The following is a 14,946-nucleotide window of genomic DNA, read 5'->3' as shown; positions in this document are numbered from 1 at the left end:
GTTTTTTACTTATTTCCTCAGCTTATTGGGTAATGGAATATGCCTAATTGACTCAATGGGATGATACAGTAACATCCATGGACCTGAAAAACGCATAACCCCTTTTATTCTTTGACGATACTCCGGTTTATAACAATGAATAGGGCATTTAGCACAAGCCGTTTTCACTTCCCCGAACTTACAATAAGCTAACCTCTTCAGAGCATAATCGTTTAAATCCTGACATTCGTTGCAAAGCCCCTTATGGTGATGTTTTTTCTTACAATATATACGAATCATTTTCGTGACAATATCTTGTTCTTTTTGAATTTTAGGACCTTCATTTAACTGTCGGTTCACCTTTATTGTCATTTATGAGCCCCCTTGTAACTTGTACAATAAGATCTCATCTAATTATAGAGGAAAAGCAGTCCTTCTTTTTTTACATTTCTAAGGATTTTTATCATACTACACACCCAAGGCGTTATTTCGTTATACTCATAATTATTTTAGAAAGGCTGTAACGTTTATAGCTTTTTACGGATATATAAAGTGAGGAGGTGAACGGATGCAGGACAACGAGGAATTATACAGGGAATATTCAACCCAAGTATATAAATTCGTATTTAGTTTTTGTCATAATCACTTACTGGCAGAAGAAATCACCCAAGAAACCTTTTATAGAGCTATAAAGTCCATACACAAATACGATGGAACCTGCAAAGTATATGTATGGCTTTGTCAGATTGCTAAGCATGTGTGGTATCAGGAACTGGACAAGCAGAACAAAAGAAAGACTTGTGAATTAGAAGACCCTCCTTTTTCTAACGCAAATTCAACAGAAACTGAGTTCATTTTAGCTCAAGACAAAATGGAGTTATTTAAACAGCTTCATTTACTTGATCCAAATACCAAGGAAGTATTGTATCTGCGTTTGACCGGAGAATTCAGCTTTCGGGAAATTGGCGAAATTCTCGGAAGGGATGAAACCTGGGCAAGAGTTACCTTTTACCGTGGAAAACAAAAATTAATGAAAGGAAGATCTTCATGAAATGCGAGATCATTCAGGATTTATTGCCCTCCTATATCGAAAAGCTAACCTCTTTACATAGCAACGAAGAGATTGAAAAACATCTGCAAACCTGCGAAAGCTGCCTTCAGTCATATAACGAAATGACTGCAACAGCAAATCTAAACGTGCCTATTGTTGATAAAGAAGAGGTTAACAAACTTAATTATTTTAAAAAGGTGAAATCAAAAAACATAAAGGTAATCGTCCTTTCCATCTTATCGGTAATCATACTGGCTGCAGCTCTTATTGGACTTTTTGTGATTGGCTTCCCTGTGTCCTCTAAAGATGTGACCATCGATTATCAGAAGACAAAGACTCATTTGGAGGTTCATCTGACTTTGGAAAACGGCAAGGACTTGGTGTTCTCAGGAAAAACTAAATTTATCCGCGATGAAAATAATAATGTGATCGGTTCCGAAACTAGGTATACCCCTAGAGGCTTGATTCACAATCCCTTTGATGATGTAGGAAAAAAAGTTATGTTGGGGACGGAGATTCAAACCGATCTGGATTTCCCAAACAAATTTATCCTTGAATTCAAAGATAAAACTATGACGTTTATTAATGGCGTTTTGGTGGAGTAGACATTGCCGTTAAACGAAAAAGACACCTTTTAAGGTGTCTTTACTGATACTCCATATGGAACTTAGTATCTGTTCATACCTCTATGATGAGCGAAGGACTTGTCTTCTCATCCACATCGTTGCAACCCACTTTTCGCCTTTGATCACTGGCGTACCTGCATGCAAGGTGGACTCGTTTAATTCATGATTATCGTAAAAATATTCGAAGTAGACCGCCATACCTTTGTTAGGACTCACTGTTAAATTAAGCATAGGGAAAGCTGTTTCTCCACCTTCCTCCACATCATTCAAATACATCACGAGCGTACTAATTCGATTATTGCTACTTGCTCGACTCGTTTGAGTGAAGAAATCATGATGGGGTAAATACTCTTGGCCAGGGATATACAGCAGAACTTGCAAGCCATCACCATGCTCGATAGGAATATTCATAATTTGAGAGAATCGTTTCTCGATTCTTGTAACCGTCTCATTCTCCTCACAGAACACACCACTGCTCGTTCTAATCGGATTGACCGCATGGTCTTCACCAATTCTTGAACGTTGCAATCGTTGCCTAGAATATTCAATTAACTCATTACACTCCTCATCGCTAAGCACATTTCCTAACAAGACAACCAACGGTTCCTCATACTTGGCAAGAATTCGAATCTCTCGATCTTCTGTCTTAATCGTATTTCCAGCATGATCAAATATCGTCCGTTCTTTGTCTGTCGCATTCCCTGTCGTATTCCCTATCATCCTTATGCAGCTCCCAAGTTATAACATCCATCGCAAAAAACATACCATAAAATGGTTTTATTTGCTTGATTAACTTCAGAACATCTAAAGACTCAGAAAATCAGGCTATTGTTTGCTTATATCGCATTTTTCGTTGATACGTAGATAGCATAACTCCTGCTAGAATGAACAAAGACCCTAATATTTCTACACCTGTGATAGGTTTATGCAGTAATATCAACCCCATGATCATAGCTACAAAAGGCTCTAAATTAGATAATACAGACGCTTTTGAAGCATCAACATGGCGAATATTGTTATTCCAAACCAGTGTAGCTACACCATGTACAACAACAGCGGTTCCAATCAGCAGAGCCCAATCCGTAATATTCGAGCTCATTCGTAAAGGTGTATCTAGCGAGAAGGCAAACGGGATCGATACAATAAAGCCCACCAGATTCGAATATAAAGTAATCGTGAACGGATCTATTCTTTGTGAGAGTACCCTAGTCATAATAATCATAATGGCGAAGGTTATCATCGTTACAACAATCCACAGTAGTCCTTTATCAAAATGCAAAGAGGAGGATCCCCCTTTTACAACGACAAAATAAATGCCTATGATCGCTAGAATAGACCCCATCAACATACGGATCGTTAATCTTTCCTTTAAAAAAATTGCCGCTAATAAACCCGTTAAAATAGGAGTCATAGCTAAAATGATTGCAGATGTTGTTGGATCAGCTGTTTGCAGCCCTTTAAAAAAGGACCATTGATTAATAAACACACCAATAACACCTAGCGATAAAATTAGGAATACATCCGATTTACTCACCAGCTTAAAATTCTTTTTGTAAGCCGTTATTCCTACTAGACATAACACTATAAATAAAAGTCTCAGTGAAGTTAATAGACCGGGGGAGAAGTCCTCAACTAAGATCTTTCCAAACACAAAATTACTGCCCCATACGACTACACAAAAAGTGAGCCAACCATAAGCTTTTAACATTTGAATCACCTTTCAATAATACCGACTCCACAATTTTCCCATTACAGCCTTACGCCAAAAAAAATAGACCCCACCCATCGTAAGATACGGGGTCTATTGTACTGTTGGTTAGCAAACATCGGTTCTTCTTTGTATCTATTATAACCTCCATGGGTTTTTCATGCGCTGAATTTATAGAGGGAATAATATCCATAGGGCGCTGAATGCGGCATATTAAACCTCCATTTTTTTCTTAATACTCATCGACCCGGGAGCACCCGTACCAAACTGATAACGGTAAATCACAACTACCGCAATAATCACTAGGGACATGACGAGAAAAATATTACTATACACATGAGCAGTAGCGTTAGTATTCAAAGGATTGAACTGTACAACAGCAGTACCCTTGTCGAGCATTTTCCCGACTACACTCATGGCCATCGCGCCAGAGATAAAATTGATCATGGAGAGTAGTCCCATACCCACTCCTGTTTCCTCTTTTGGCAGCGATCGTGAAATCGTATTGGACATCGAGATTTGCATGAAAGTCTGTCCCACGTTCCCTAATATTAAAATGATGGCAATGAAATATGCCGATAATCCAATAAAAGTAGAGAGTAGGGAGAAAGCAAGAAATAACAATACCGAAGCGACGAACACAAGTACGAAATTACCACGATCATCAGCCAACCTGCCTCCCTTGCGTCCCATGATAGCCGAAGCAATAGCAGCTGGTACTAACACGAACCCAATGGTCGAAGGGGACAAACCATTCACTGTCGCTAGAAATTGTGGTGTCATGAATGTCATGCTAAAGCTCATAGCTGTCGTCGTAAAAGCAAGCAACAACCCAATCGAATAGGTTTTGTTACGGAACAAAACGGGTTTAATAAAGGGTTCCTCAGCTTTCCGAATCCGAATGATAAATAAGGCTAGCAAGACAAGGCCCCCGAGGAACAACCACAGTTGCATCTGTGTGATGGCAAGCAAGAAGATTGCGACTGCTGCAGCTAGTAACCCGCCACCAAGGACATCAATACTTCCTGCCTTCCCTCTCGCATTATCTAAATACTTTCGGAAGAAAGGAAGCGTCAGTAGCGGAAGCAAGGAAAGGACGAACATGAGTCTCCAGTTCCCAAAGCTGGTGATGAGGCCTGCAGCGACCGGCCCCAAAGCATTACCAAGCGCTAACCCAACCGCAGAAGTTCCAAGCGCTCTCCCCCTCTTCTCGGGAGCAAAATAACGGATTGGAATGATCATTGCTGTTGCAGGAAGGACGGAAGCACCGGCAGCTTGAATTACACGGCCCAGAATAATAATCCAAAACTCACTAGCAAGCAGACCTATTAATGAACCGAGAGCGAATATAAGCAGTCCATACGTTAACAAATCTTTCAACCGATATTTATCCGCCAATTTCCCCATGACGATGGAACCTACCGCGTAAACCACCATATAACTGGTCATAATCCAACTAACCTGCGATGGAACGAGATTAAACTCTTTGCCGATCTCAGGGAGAGCTACATTGAACATTGTACCGTTCATAACCGAGAATATTAAGGTAACTACAAGTATTTTCAGCAGCTTATCTGCATTTTGTGATGATGTATCCGTCATGATCTAAACCTCTTTTCTGATTAAATTCATAATGAACTATAAGTAAAAAGATAAATAATGAGTATCCTCAGTATTATATATTACTGAGGATACTCATTATTTTCTTGCGTGTCAAGTTATATCATTTACATGGAAGAATAGCTGGATGCGCCTTATAAGAGTATAATATAAAGAGTGTACTCATTAAGAGTGCACACATATTCACCGTTTCCATGAAATTTAGTATGAAAAATTGACAATAAAGTCAAGGAGGCACTACATCCATGAACACAGATCATCCCAAGGCGATAGACGTCATTCACATATTAATGAGATCAACCAACTACATTAAAACAGAATTTCAATCCCAGTTATTAGCGCTTAATACGCCTTATCATCTCTCCGGTCCCAGGTTACGCCTGCTTTCAGTCGTTGCCGAAACAGGCAATATCCGTATGAATGAGTTAGCTGTTAAGTTAGGGATCAAAGCACGCACCGTTACTGATTTTGTTGATGCACTTGAGCAGGATAAGCTCCTCGTTCGAATTCCTGATCCAACCGACCGACGAGCTACACTGATCCAGCTTACGGAACTTGCACAATCCACGATTGAGGAAGTTCTTACTTTCCAGGATACAGTCGCTGACAACATGCTGGAGAATCTTTCAATGGAGCAAAGAAAGCAATTCTATGACCTTCTATTGCAACTAACCAAAAACAAAGCAATCTCCGATTTATGTGAAGAAGCTAAGTGAGTCGCAGCCACATCGAGGAATAGGAACTCACGGCACCCAGCTCACCTCCCCCGGAATTCATCCCTCAGCAATCTGCGGTTTCACCCTTGGCTGTCGATCTGGGAGCAATCGCTGGTTGTTTGTTTCGGAATACGTACGTTTGGCTCGTGAATAGAAATCAATGCTGGTTTTACCCGGTTTCGTAGGACGCACCTCGGTTGCGGGGTTTCAGTGAAATGGAAGATTTTGGGTCTACACTGGATTGAGCTTACAATCCATCCAATCCTTCACATGCTTCTAAATAAACACGTAAAAAAGCTCCGTTCCTCTAGGAATGGAGCTTTTGGATCTACGTCAGAGTTAATTATCATTTAACCCTTAATGCTTGGCCACAGCGTGCACAATAGCGGGTACCCTGAGGAGACAATGACCCGCAGCCTTCACAGTAAAGCTCCTGCGTCATGGGCTTCACTTGATCGTCATGCCTTATCGCCTCATGGGTGGTTGGATTCAACATATTCAATGCATGGAACTCCTCTTTTCTTCCCCTACGAATAAGTGAGAATAATAAATAGAGTCCTATAAACCCGACTACAGCCATAGCTCCCGCCTTCATCAGACCCGATTCAAAGTGATAATTCCATAGTGCATGCATCACGACTGCTGCCAAAAACATCCCCATTGCACGTAGCCCTCTCGTCCACGGTCTACCGTCCCCCAAATTCGAGTGCTTATGCATACTGCTTGCATACCAGAAACCCACAGTTGCAATCGCAGTCCATGTTCCATGACCGAATGGCGATAATAATGCTCTCATCCATAGGACGGCGAGCATCCCAAGTGAAGAGGCTTCGTCTATATGCACCCATCCATAAATAATACTTTCCACTGCAGCGAATCCCATTCCTGCTGCGGCACCAAACACCACTGCATCCATCAGAAAATGGATTTTTCGCGTTCGAACGAGCATCACACAGACTAATAATTTTGCAGTTTCTTCTATTAGAGCTACAGACAAAGGCACGTAAAACTGCGAAAAGTCAAAGGAACTTGCTTTGACTTCAAAAAGCCAAATCCGCTCTAAATACCAAGCCAGAGGGATAGCAACAATTGCGGTAGACACAAAAACTAAACCAAGCCTCCTCTGACGAAAGCCTATTAACTGCTGATTTCTCACAAAAGCTACGAATGCTAGGGGACCCACCACACCTCCAACAATTAAGGCGGCGATCTTCCACCATTGGCTATGAAGGAACAGTGCCAAGAAGGATAAGACAAGGAATCCACCGACCAACCAGAGTAATTGCTCCATCCACTTGTCCTTGGCCTTAGGTAGCGATTTATTATCCTCTGCAACAGACTCCCCGCCGAAGGCGATGGTCACTTTCTCCAACATATGAGGTGTTCGCATATTTAGAAACTCAATGAGTTGTTGTCGAACCGGAGCGTAATAATCAAGTATAGTTAAGAATTCTAACTTGCCCATGATTAGCAGTTCACTATCTTCTAACGCGATCAACGTGTGCAAGGAGGCTGTGTCTGTTAGTAACTCTGTCTCTCCATAAAAATCCCCTTCACGAAGAACAGTCTTGCGCCGCTTTTGACCGTGAAGTTCGATACTCCCGCTACTAATCATGAAAAATTGATCCATTACCGCACCTTCTACGATAATCTCTTCGCCCTTCGTTACTTTCTTGATCGTCGTAATCTCTGCAAGACCCCGAAGTTCAGCATCAGGGATGACCGACCAGATTGTCGTTTTGCGAAGCATACTATGGATCATTCGAATCCGTATGTTCACAAGCACACTCTCATAAAATAGCGGACTCAGGCTCGCCAAATATTCGAACGAGGAACGGTCTAGACGCAACGCTTGTACTGGCCCGATTGCCGTAACACTAGCTGATCTTTGTACGTTCCGAATCAGACCGATCTCTCCGACTAATTCTCCCGGTCCAAGTTCAGCCAAGAGCAGTGCCTGCCCAACTAAGTTAACCGAGGTGACTTGCACTTTTCCTTGCCATATAATGAAACAGTCCTTAGAGGTGGACTCTTCCATAAGAAGTCGTTGTCCATCCTCTAAAGACACAAGTTTTATAGCATTAATTACATTTCGTAGCTCATCATCAGGAATACCTCGTAATAACGGATGATCACGTAGAAAATCGACTGCAGCACTTGGTATCATAGGTTTAACTCATCACCGCATATTTCCAATAACACTACTTCTGGAATCTTGCATTTTTTTAATAAAATTTGTCATTGTATCAAAAGCTTCGTTACGTTTATTCGTTAGACTTTGCAGGCGCAGCATGTCCATTTGCTGACTATTACTTGCACTATCAATCTGTGATTTGATTTGTCCCAACAGATTCTCAAGTTGCCCTTTTGTTTGCGGTATAGCCATACTCATAGCAGTAAACATGGCCCCCTTGTCATCTGCCAGCTTTACAGCAGCGTTGGCCTCGGCACCTGAAGGAAGCTTCGCTAGCTCTTCATTGATCACTCCTAGCAATTGATTCAGTTTTGAGATTGTTTCATTCTTGGCTTGTACGGATGCGATTTGATCTTTCAACTGATCCTCTAACATACTTGCACGATTCGACTGTACAGCCATCATTGCTGCTTCAAGATCCATGCCCTGAATGTTAACCTGTGTCACACCACTCATATCAACGCTACCTACCGAATTTTGCGTGGCATTTCCATTCAGGGCATCCTTAACAGAGTTATACACCGAATTGTTATACAACAAAGCCCCTCCTACAATGATCCCCAGTACAAAAGTACCTGACATAGATAAAACTAATCTTTTCACGCTCATTTCATTTCCTCTTTTCATTTATGGATGATCATTGCGTCATTACGATTAACAAATCCAAATATGCGCTTTCTTTGTTAATATTGTTATATCATTTTGGGTGATTAATGGTCTGTAACCCCAATTACAATTTCCAAATACTCAAACTCAAATCACATCAAGTATCTTTCTAAGTCTATCTATGTTGCACACAAGTATTTTCCTCTGATCAATACGTATCAACTGCTCATCCTGTAATCCAAGCAATGATTTTGTCACGGTCTCGCGCGCCGTTCCTGTCATATCCGCCAGGTGTTGATGCGTCAGCTTCAAATCGATTAGAACACCCTCATCAGAGGGCACTCCATGCTGTTCTGTTAGACGCAACAATACGCGAGCAATGCGCGTACGCACGTCAATAACGGTCAAGTCTGTTATTAATTTATTGGCATCACGTAGACGATCTAACGCTGTTTCCAAAATGCCGATTAATATTTCTGGATTACTTTTTAATAAGGGTATGAAATCGCGTTTTTTCAGAATACATAAGGTGGATTTCTCAATGGTTCTTGCAGACGCAGAACGTGCTCTTTCATTTTGCAATAAAGCCATCTCTCCAAAGAAATCACCTTCTCTAAAAATAGAAAGGATTACATCCCTTGAGTGGTTATCTTGATAGATTTGAACAACTCCAGATATAACCAGATAGAGTTCCTCTCCCTCTTCACCTTCAAAAAAGATAGACTCTCCCTTTATATAAGTACGCTCGCTACATAACTTGGAAATTTCAGCTAAATATTCATCATCAAGATGTTCGAAGAATGGGAAATCTCGTAACAGTTGTGGGTTCATCTTCAAGAGCAGCCTCCAGTGCATCATTTTATAATTTCTATTAGGCTTCAACTCTAGCAAAAGTTAAATCTTTAGGACCATCCCTTATTGTAATACTTTTAAATTAAGATAAATAGTGACTGTAGTCATCAAATTATCATATGACATTTTTACATTTTATGGATTAATAATCCTGGCAGGATATGCTTTTCTACAAGTCTTTAGACAGGTCATAGAAAGCAAAAACCACATCCTCTTGCTGATGTGGTTTTGGGTAGAGGCGAGGGGATTTGTTGTTGATGATAGCTTAGGGCTTAGGAGGTGAAGGATTCATTATTTCAAGCCTACTTCACCTTATATAGTTTCCAATAACCATTAAACTCTTGATACAATGTAGTCCACTCTGCTCCATTTTCATAGAGATCCGGATACTTTTGGTTCACTCCATCTATGGACAAAACGGCTTTCGGGTTTGGAAGCAGGATAAAATCAATGTTATGCTCTGCAGGATTTTCAAGCGATTCTACAAAATCATCATCACTTGTTATAACGAAGTTTTTAGGATTGCTGCTGCCCATAATAATTCTAAAGCTGCTGAATGAGTCTGTAAGAATCATCTGGTTAGGCACATTTTTATTAATGAATGCTGTTACCGCTGCGCCAGCTTGTTGTTCTTCAAACAGCTTATTTTGACGGAAAGCCTCATATTCATCGGATGCGATTTTCGGATTATTCATCATCATACCCATGACTACTCCGCTTATAAGCATCCCAATAATGAGCAGGGTTGATCCTACTTTACGAAATCTCATTTTGCTAATCTCGTAAGGAATCCACGCAACAACGATCGGAAATACATACATGTAGTATCGAATCCACGCTGCAGTCCCTCCCCTTAGCAAAAGAATAACTTGCATCGAAGGTATTGAGAGTGCAAGTATAAGCAGCATGAGAAAATCCCATCTGAATATTCGCCGCTCTATGATACGCATCACAAATATGATAATGAGCGGTATACTGAAATACCATAAACGCTCCGCAACGAAAATTAAAGTAGAAATAGGGTTATTAACCAGCGAAGTAAATTTCTCATCTTCCATTAATAAGGTAGCTTGTCCTAAATTCCCGTAGCTGGATGTCAGAAAGTAAAATCCATCCCCCATAATTGTATAGTTGAAGAAAATCCATAACAATCCTGAGAAAGCAACCGGCGTTAATAGAAGAATCCACGTTCCCTCGACTTGCTGCAACCGCTCCTTCATTAATTCTTTTTTGGTCTGCATTATCCAGATAAGGACCGCTACTGCTAGTGCTGCCCCAAAAAATACAGTTTCGTAACGTGTCCAAAAAGCAAATGCAATTGCAATGGCTGCTATAACCAAAGGTCTTGCACCATCTTTATGCATCCAGAGCAGCATTTGGATCACAGCTATGTTAATGAAATAAATGAAGATAACCTCTGTTAGTCCATTAGCTCCATAATAAAAAATATACGGATTAAAAGCGTAAAGCAGTGCAAAGATGATGCTTAACCATTTGTTCAAACCGAATTGCTTTCCAGCCTTTACTAATAACGCTACAGTTAGAGCAGCAAATAAGCTGGAAACGATAACGGCAGCTAATCCTTCTGATGCAAGTGCTGGGAATAGGGGATAAAAAACAAGTAAAATCATCTCAATAAAACTCGGGAGAGGATTCCAGACAAACCCAATATTTGCAAGGCTCGGCTCACGACTATAAAGGACATAGAAAGCATTAGCTACACGGCTTGAAGCGTCTCCCGACATAAATCCATAAATGGATGTTAGGTAATATCCTACCCCCAACTCTAGTAACAAAACCAAAAAAAAGATAATATATTTTGATCGTTTCCATGTAACTGACATTCAATTCACCTATCCATTTATTTGTTGGCCTACATCGATGTATCCATTTTTTGAATTTGCATGATGTGTATCCATTGTAGCGTGTCCGTGAGTCGTTTTTTCCCAATAAAATGGCTTGGTGACGAGTTGGATTGCCGCCTTAATTGCTGCGATACTCATCAACACCCAATAAATCGGCGTCAACAATGTGTATTTGATAAGTGAAAATGAAAATACTTTATTTCCTTTATTATGTAAATCTCTTGTTACCCAGTAAATACCAACAGTAAGACTATATACAAAAATAAAATTGCCAATAAACAATTCAAATGCGGCAAAATAATAAATTGGACCTGGGAAAAATAGAGGTATGATTTCTACTTTCGCCAAATACCACAGCAACAGCATTGTCCAAAATATAGGGTTTAATAAAGGCAGCATGGGAGTTGCAAGCACCATCGCTTGAAAGCCAAAAAAGCCTTTTGCTCCGAGGTCACGCCAAAGCTGAACCGGATTACGCATATGGACAAGCCATGTTTGCATATAACCCTTAATCCACCTCGACCGCTGTCTAATCCAGTTGCCTACTCGGCTCGTTGCTTCTTCCCATGTTCTGGAGTCAACAATAGCCGTCTTGTATCCTTCTTTATATAGTCGAACTCCAAGGTCCGCGTCTTCCGTCACGTTGTACGGATCCCACGCATTAATTTTCTTCAATACATCCGTCTTAAAATGGTTTGAAGTGCCTCCCAAAGGTATTGGAATATCGAGTTGCATTACTCCTGGCAGAAGCAATTCAAACCACATGCTATATTCATGAGTGAACCAGCGGGTTAGTAGATTTTGATTGCTGTTGTAATAATTAAGCTTTGCCTGTATACAGCAAACATTTTCTTGACTCGCCTGAAAGGCAAGGTATACCTTTTTCAGTTGATCTGGATCGGGACGATCTTCCGCATCATAAATAACTACATATTCTCCTCTTGCCCGTATAAGACCGTAGTTGCAAGCTTTTGGTTTAGTCTTGGGCAAGCTGTGCGGCACAACAAGCACCGTAAAATAAGATGGAGGCTTGAACGTTCTCAGTAATTCCTGGGCTTCGACATCGTCCTCTTCAATTAGCAGCCTGACATCCAATTTCGATCTAGGATAATCTAAGTTTTCAATATTTCGAATAAGCTGTGGAATGATATTGCTTTCCTTATAGATAGGAACCAGTATGCTATATACCGGCAAGGATCTTTCATCTATAGCTGCAATTTCTTCCTCCGTGTACCTAAGCTGAGCTGATTCCTTTGCCCCGTAGATTAAAATGGAATATTTAAAGACCGACATCAATAAATATCCGATTTGAACAACGATGTTAAATATGATTAATGTCCATAGCCAATCCCATATCAAACCGCCCACAAATAATACACCGGATATAAGTAATCCAATGGTTTGTCTTTTCGTAAACGTAATATGTGCGGAATCTTCTGGTTTTTCGGCTATAAGCTTATCCGTACTTTCCAACATGAGCTCCTCGACGTAAACTTCTTTCCAGAATAATTCCATCTCGTCTCTAGTTGCCATTACTTGTTCAATCGGGCTGTCCAGGTATCTTTCTAGTTCCCTCACCTGTTCCTGAGATAGAATGCTACTCACCGCTACCAAGTACCGGTTGAAATCTCTATTTAAAATAATCGCATTATAAGCACGGGCCATCGTTTCTGGCAATTTATGCTCCTGCTCAAATGAAAACTCCACGCCGATACGACCCATATTATTCTGAGTGGCAATGGCCCGATATAGCTGATCAGGTTCAATAAAACGAAACGATAACAAAATATCTCCCAGAATACCTCCACTTTTCTGTTGAAACAAAAGAGCTTGATCCAGCTGTTCTTGCGTAATCTGCCCTGTATTCACCAGCATTTCGCCTAGTCGTCCTTTGCTTGGAAGCTGCTGAGTGAATAATTGAATCCCTTCGCGATCCACACCTTCTAGTTTCATAATAATATCGCCTAGGCGACCGCCAAATCTTGTCTGGTAATCGATAGCTTCTTGCAGCTGTTCGTTTGTAATTAAGCCTTCGCTCAACAGTGCATCCCCAATACGTACAGGCTTCATACGAATATTCTTCCTTTCCTTAGGAGCCTGTGCTCTTCCCAGTCGTAGTCATATCTTGTTATGTCTTCTTCACTAACTTCAACACCAATTTGAACCTCAATCAGGTCAAGGCCATCTATCGCCCTAATTGCATGTTTCGATCCACACTTAATATGAATCACATCCCCTGAACTCACGGTAAAGCGTTGCTCATCAACAACGACATCCCCATTTCCGCTAATAATCGTCCATATTTCTTCGCGCATCGTATGAATCTGGTAGCTAATATGTTTTCTAGCCCATACATGCACCCGCTTCGTAACTACGTGCTGGTCCATCTCGTTTTTCTCTATATCAATCACACGGTACCATCCATATAGGGTCTCTTCGTACATAGGCCTTGCTGAAATGGGCTTTATCAGTTCCTTTAGCTTGGGACTGAGTTTTTTATCCGCGAACAAAATCCCGTCTGGACTGGCCGCGATAATTGCATTGGAAATCCCCATCACAACGATTGGGATCTGCAATTCATTGACGATATGTGTATTTACACTATCCTCACTTAGAATACCTTTTCCATTCAAGTAACTTGGCATCGTGGTTGTCCATTCATCCCAGGTTCCCAGATCACTCCATTTTCCTTCATACGGTTTCACGACAACGTTTCTTTCCTTTTCAACCACTTCATAATCAAAGCTGATGGCAGGCATCGTATGATATTGAGTAAGAAGCTCCTCGTATTGCCTAGGCCATTGTGACATATCCAATAATTGAAGTAGATAGCCTAAGCGGAAAACAAATACCCCGCAATTCCATAGCGCACCCAAAGCAATCAATTGTGATGCTTCGTCTGAAGCAGGCTTTTCAACAAATCGGTCAATTGTTAACAAAGCTGCATTTTCATCTGAAGAATCAGGAAGAATATAACCGAACTTCTCTGAAGGATGTGTCGGTTTCAAGCCAATAAGCCCTATATTTGCTGTCGATGATTCAAATTCAAGCGCAAGCTGCCTAATAGCAGCAAAAAAGCCTTCATCCGCTTCAACATCGACAGGCATGACTACAACTACCTCATCTTCGTTCACATTCCATTTTGTATGCAAAAAACTCGATGCTAGACATATTGCCGGGAAAGTATCCCTCTTAACGGGCTCGAGCACGAGAGTAACATCATCGCCAAGTTGAGATTCGATGACCTCTTGCTGTACCCTGCTTGCTGCAATGATCGCCGAAGAAGCAAGATCATACTTTTTTAAGTTGTTCCATACTCGTTGGATCATTGAAGTTTGACTTTCATTAATGCCATTATTACTATTCATTACCTTTATAAACTGTTTCGAACGATAGTCGTTTGACAACGGCCATAATCGCTTTCCAGATCCGCCAGATAAAAGTATTATTTTCATAGTATTCTCCTTCTAGCTATTAATGAAAGATCAAATATCTCAATGAAAGGAACCTAAAGGCAGCACTATTAATCTAGTTATTTGACGATACTCATCCAAAATGCAAATAGCCGTAATCACATCTAGATAATTCATACATAATCTAACATATTAACCTTCCAAATACTAGAATTCTACATTTTCCTTAAAAAAGGATCATATTATACAAAAAAATATGGTCAAATTGTTACGAGGACCATAGAGATTGTAAATAAAGCAAAAACCACATCCTCTT

Annotated in this window: 13 protein-coding genes and 1 pseudogene; 4 read left to right on the top strand and 10 right to left on the bottom strand. The window is 40.6% G+C overall.

What is annotated here, in order from left to right; all coding sequences use genetic code 11:
- Positions 1-9: 9 nt before the first annotated feature.
- On the bottom strand, positions 10-351 hold the full coding sequence (locus tag MKY99_RS01115) for a nitrous oxide-stimulated promoter family protein (protein ID WP_076299956.1): 342 nt from the start codon (positions 349-351) through the stop codon (positions 10-12).
- Between the two features lie 196 nt (positions 352-547).
- On the opposite strand from MKY99_RS01115, the gene MKY99_RS01110 reads away from it, so the two are divergent.
- Together MKY99_RS01110 and MKY99_RS01105 are read left to right on the top strand one after the other, a co-directional pair.
- A complete protein-coding gene (locus MKY99_RS01110) occupies positions 548-1,030 on the top strand; it encodes a sigma-70 family RNA polymerase sigma factor (protein WP_042184069.1) in 483 nt (160 codons plus the stop codon).
- On the top strand, positions 1,027-1,635 hold the full coding sequence (locus MKY99_RS01105) for a zf-HC2 domain-containing protein (RefSeq protein ID WP_076286684.1): 609 nt from the start codon (positions 1,027-1,029) through the stop codon (positions 1,633-1,635). Before MKY99_RS01110 ends, MKY99_RS01105 begins: the two co-directional genes overlap by 4 nt.
- 81 nt (positions 1,636-1,716) lie before the next feature.
- Here the strand turns inward: MKY99_RS01105 and MKY99_RS01100 are convergent, their stop codons facing one another.
- The 3 genes from MKY99_RS01100 to MKY99_RS01090 all read right to left on the bottom strand — a co-directional run bounded on the left by MKY99_RS01100 (position 1,717) and on the right by MKY99_RS01090 (position 4,966).
- Complete coding sequence (locus MKY99_RS01100; RefSeq protein ID WP_042184065.1) at positions 1,717-2,376, bottom strand: 2OG-Fe(II) oxygenase; 660 nt, start codon at positions 2,374-2,376, stop codon at positions 1,717-1,719.
- A 100-nt stretch (positions 2,377-2,476) separates the two neighbouring features.
- Positions 2,477-3,364: a DMT family transporter gene (locus MKY99_RS01095; protein WP_339271445.1), complete on the bottom strand. Its 888-nt coding sequence runs from the start codon at positions 3,362-3,364 to the stop codon at positions 2,477-2,479.
- A gap of 213 nt (positions 3,365-3,577) precedes the next feature.
- The gene (locus tag MKY99_RS01090) at positions 3,578-4,966 is read right to left on the bottom strand and encodes an MFS transporter (protein WP_339268191.1); all 1,389 of its coding nucleotides are present in this window, start codon (positions 4,964-4,966) and stop codon (positions 3,578-3,580) included.
- 263 nt (positions 4,967-5,229) lie between these two features.
- Between MKY99_RS01090 and MKY99_RS01085 the strand changes: the two genes are divergently transcribed.
- Both MKY99_RS01085 and MKY99_RS01080 read left to right on the top strand, forming a co-directional pair.
- Positions 5,230-5,700 (top strand): MarR family transcriptional regulator, encoded by a 471-nt coding sequence (locus tag MKY99_RS01085; RefSeq protein WP_076286808.1) that lies wholly within the window; start codon positions 5,230-5,232, stop codon positions 5,698-5,700.
- Between the two features lie 32 nt (positions 5,701-5,732).
- A pseudogene (locus tag MKY99_RS01080) lies at positions 5,733-5,980 on the top strand (hypothetical protein); the annotation flags it as partial.
- Between the two features lie 66 nt (positions 5,981-6,046).
- Here the strand turns inward: MKY99_RS01080 and MKY99_RS01075 are convergent.
- The 6 genes from MKY99_RS01075 to MKY99_RS01050 form a co-directional block, all read right to left on the bottom strand.
- Positions 6,047-7,867 carry a cyclic nucleotide-binding domain-containing protein gene (locus MKY99_RS01075; RefSeq protein ID WP_339268189.1) on the bottom strand — a complete coding sequence of 607 codons (1,821 nt, stop codon included), beginning with the start codon at positions 7,865-7,867 and terminating at the stop codon, positions 6,047-6,049.
- Positions 7,868-7,879: 12 nt separating this feature from the next.
- Positions 7,880-8,503: a hypothetical protein gene (locus MKY99_RS01070; RefSeq protein ID WP_339268187.1), complete on the bottom strand. Its 624-nt coding sequence runs from the start codon at positions 8,501-8,503 to the stop codon at positions 7,880-7,882.
- 144 nt (positions 8,504-8,647) lie between these two features.
- Positions 8,648-9,331, bottom strand: a complete 684-nt coding sequence (locus MKY99_RS01065; RefSeq protein ID WP_339268185.1) for a Crp/Fnr family transcriptional regulator — start codon at positions 9,329-9,331, stop codon at positions 8,648-8,650.
- A gap of 323 nt (positions 9,332-9,654) precedes the next feature.
- Positions 9,655-11,148 carry a glycosyltransferase family 39 protein gene (locus MKY99_RS01060; RefSeq protein WP_339268183.1) on the bottom strand — a complete coding sequence of 498 codons (1,494 nt, stop codon included), beginning with the start codon at positions 11,146-11,148 and terminating at the stop codon, positions 9,655-9,657.
- Between the two features lie 57 nt (positions 11,149-11,205).
- Positions 11,206-13,287: a glycosyltransferase family 2 protein gene (locus MKY99_RS01055; RefSeq protein ID WP_339268182.1), complete on the bottom strand. Its 2,082-nt coding sequence runs from the start codon at positions 13,285-13,287 to the stop codon at positions 11,206-11,208.
- Entirely contained in the window at positions 13,284-14,672 is a 1,389-nt protein-coding gene (locus tag MKY99_RS01050; protein WP_339268180.1) for a sugar phosphate nucleotidyltransferase, read from the bottom strand. Before MKY99_RS01050 ends, MKY99_RS01055 begins: the two co-directional genes overlap by 4 nt.
- Between the last annotated feature and the right edge of the window lie 274 nt (positions 14,673-14,946).

It is taken from the genome of Paenibacillus sp. FSL R5-0470, from assembly GCF_037975205.1.
Classification (GTDB): domain Bacteria; phylum Bacillota; class Bacilli; order Paenibacillales; family Paenibacillaceae; genus Paenibacillus_AQ.
The sequence above is the reverse complement of the archived record's forward strand: the minus strand, read 5'-3'. Positions and strand labels throughout refer to the sequence as shown.

Excerpts from the sequence above, each read along its gene's own strand:
- MKY99_RS01105 (WP_076286684.1), top strand. The coding sequence starts at position 1,027 with ATGAAATGCGAGATCATTCAGGATTTATTGCCCTCCTATATCGAAAAG.
- MKY99_RS01085 (WP_076286808.1), top strand. The coding sequence starts at position 5,230 with ATGAACACAGATCATCCCAAGGCGATAGACGTCATTCACATATTAATG.
- MKY99_RS01095 (WP_339271445.1), bottom strand. The coding sequence starts at position 3,364 with ATGTTAAAAGCTTATGGTTGGCTCACTTTTTGTGTAGTCGTATGGGGC.
- MKY99_RS01065 (WP_339268185.1), bottom strand. The coding sequence starts at position 9,331 with ATGAACCCACAACTGTTACGAGATTTCCCATTCTTCGAACATCTTGAT.
- MKY99_RS01055 (WP_339268182.1), bottom strand. The coding sequence starts at position 13,287 with ATGAAGCCTGTACGTATTGGGGATGCACTGTTGAGCGAAGGCTTAATT.
- MKY99_RS01075 (WP_339268189.1), bottom strand. The coding sequence starts at position 7,867 with ATGATACCAAGTGCTGCAGTCGATTTTCTACGTGATCATCCGTTATTA.
- MKY99_RS01100 (WP_042184065.1), bottom strand. The coding sequence starts at position 2,376 with ATGATAGGGAATACGACAGGGAATGCGACAGACAAAGAACGGACGATA.
- MKY99_RS01110 (WP_042184069.1), top strand. The coding sequence starts at position 548 with ATGCAGGACAACGAGGAATTATACAGGGAATATTCAACCCAAGTATAT.
- MKY99_RS01090 (WP_339268191.1), bottom strand. The coding sequence starts at position 4,966 with ATGACGGATACATCATCACAAAATGCAGATAAGCTGCTGAAAATACTT.
- MKY99_RS01115 (WP_076299956.1), bottom strand. The coding sequence starts at position 351 with ATGACAATAAAGGTGAACCGACAGTTAAATGAAGGTCCTAAAATTCAA.
- MKY99_RS01050 (WP_339268180.1), bottom strand. The coding sequence starts at position 14,672 with ATGAAAATAATACTTTTATCTGGCGGATCTGGAAAGCGATTATGGCCG.
- MKY99_RS01070 (WP_339268187.1), bottom strand. The coding sequence starts at position 8,503 with ATGAGCGTGAAAAGATTAGTTTTATCTATGTCAGGTACTTTTGTACTG.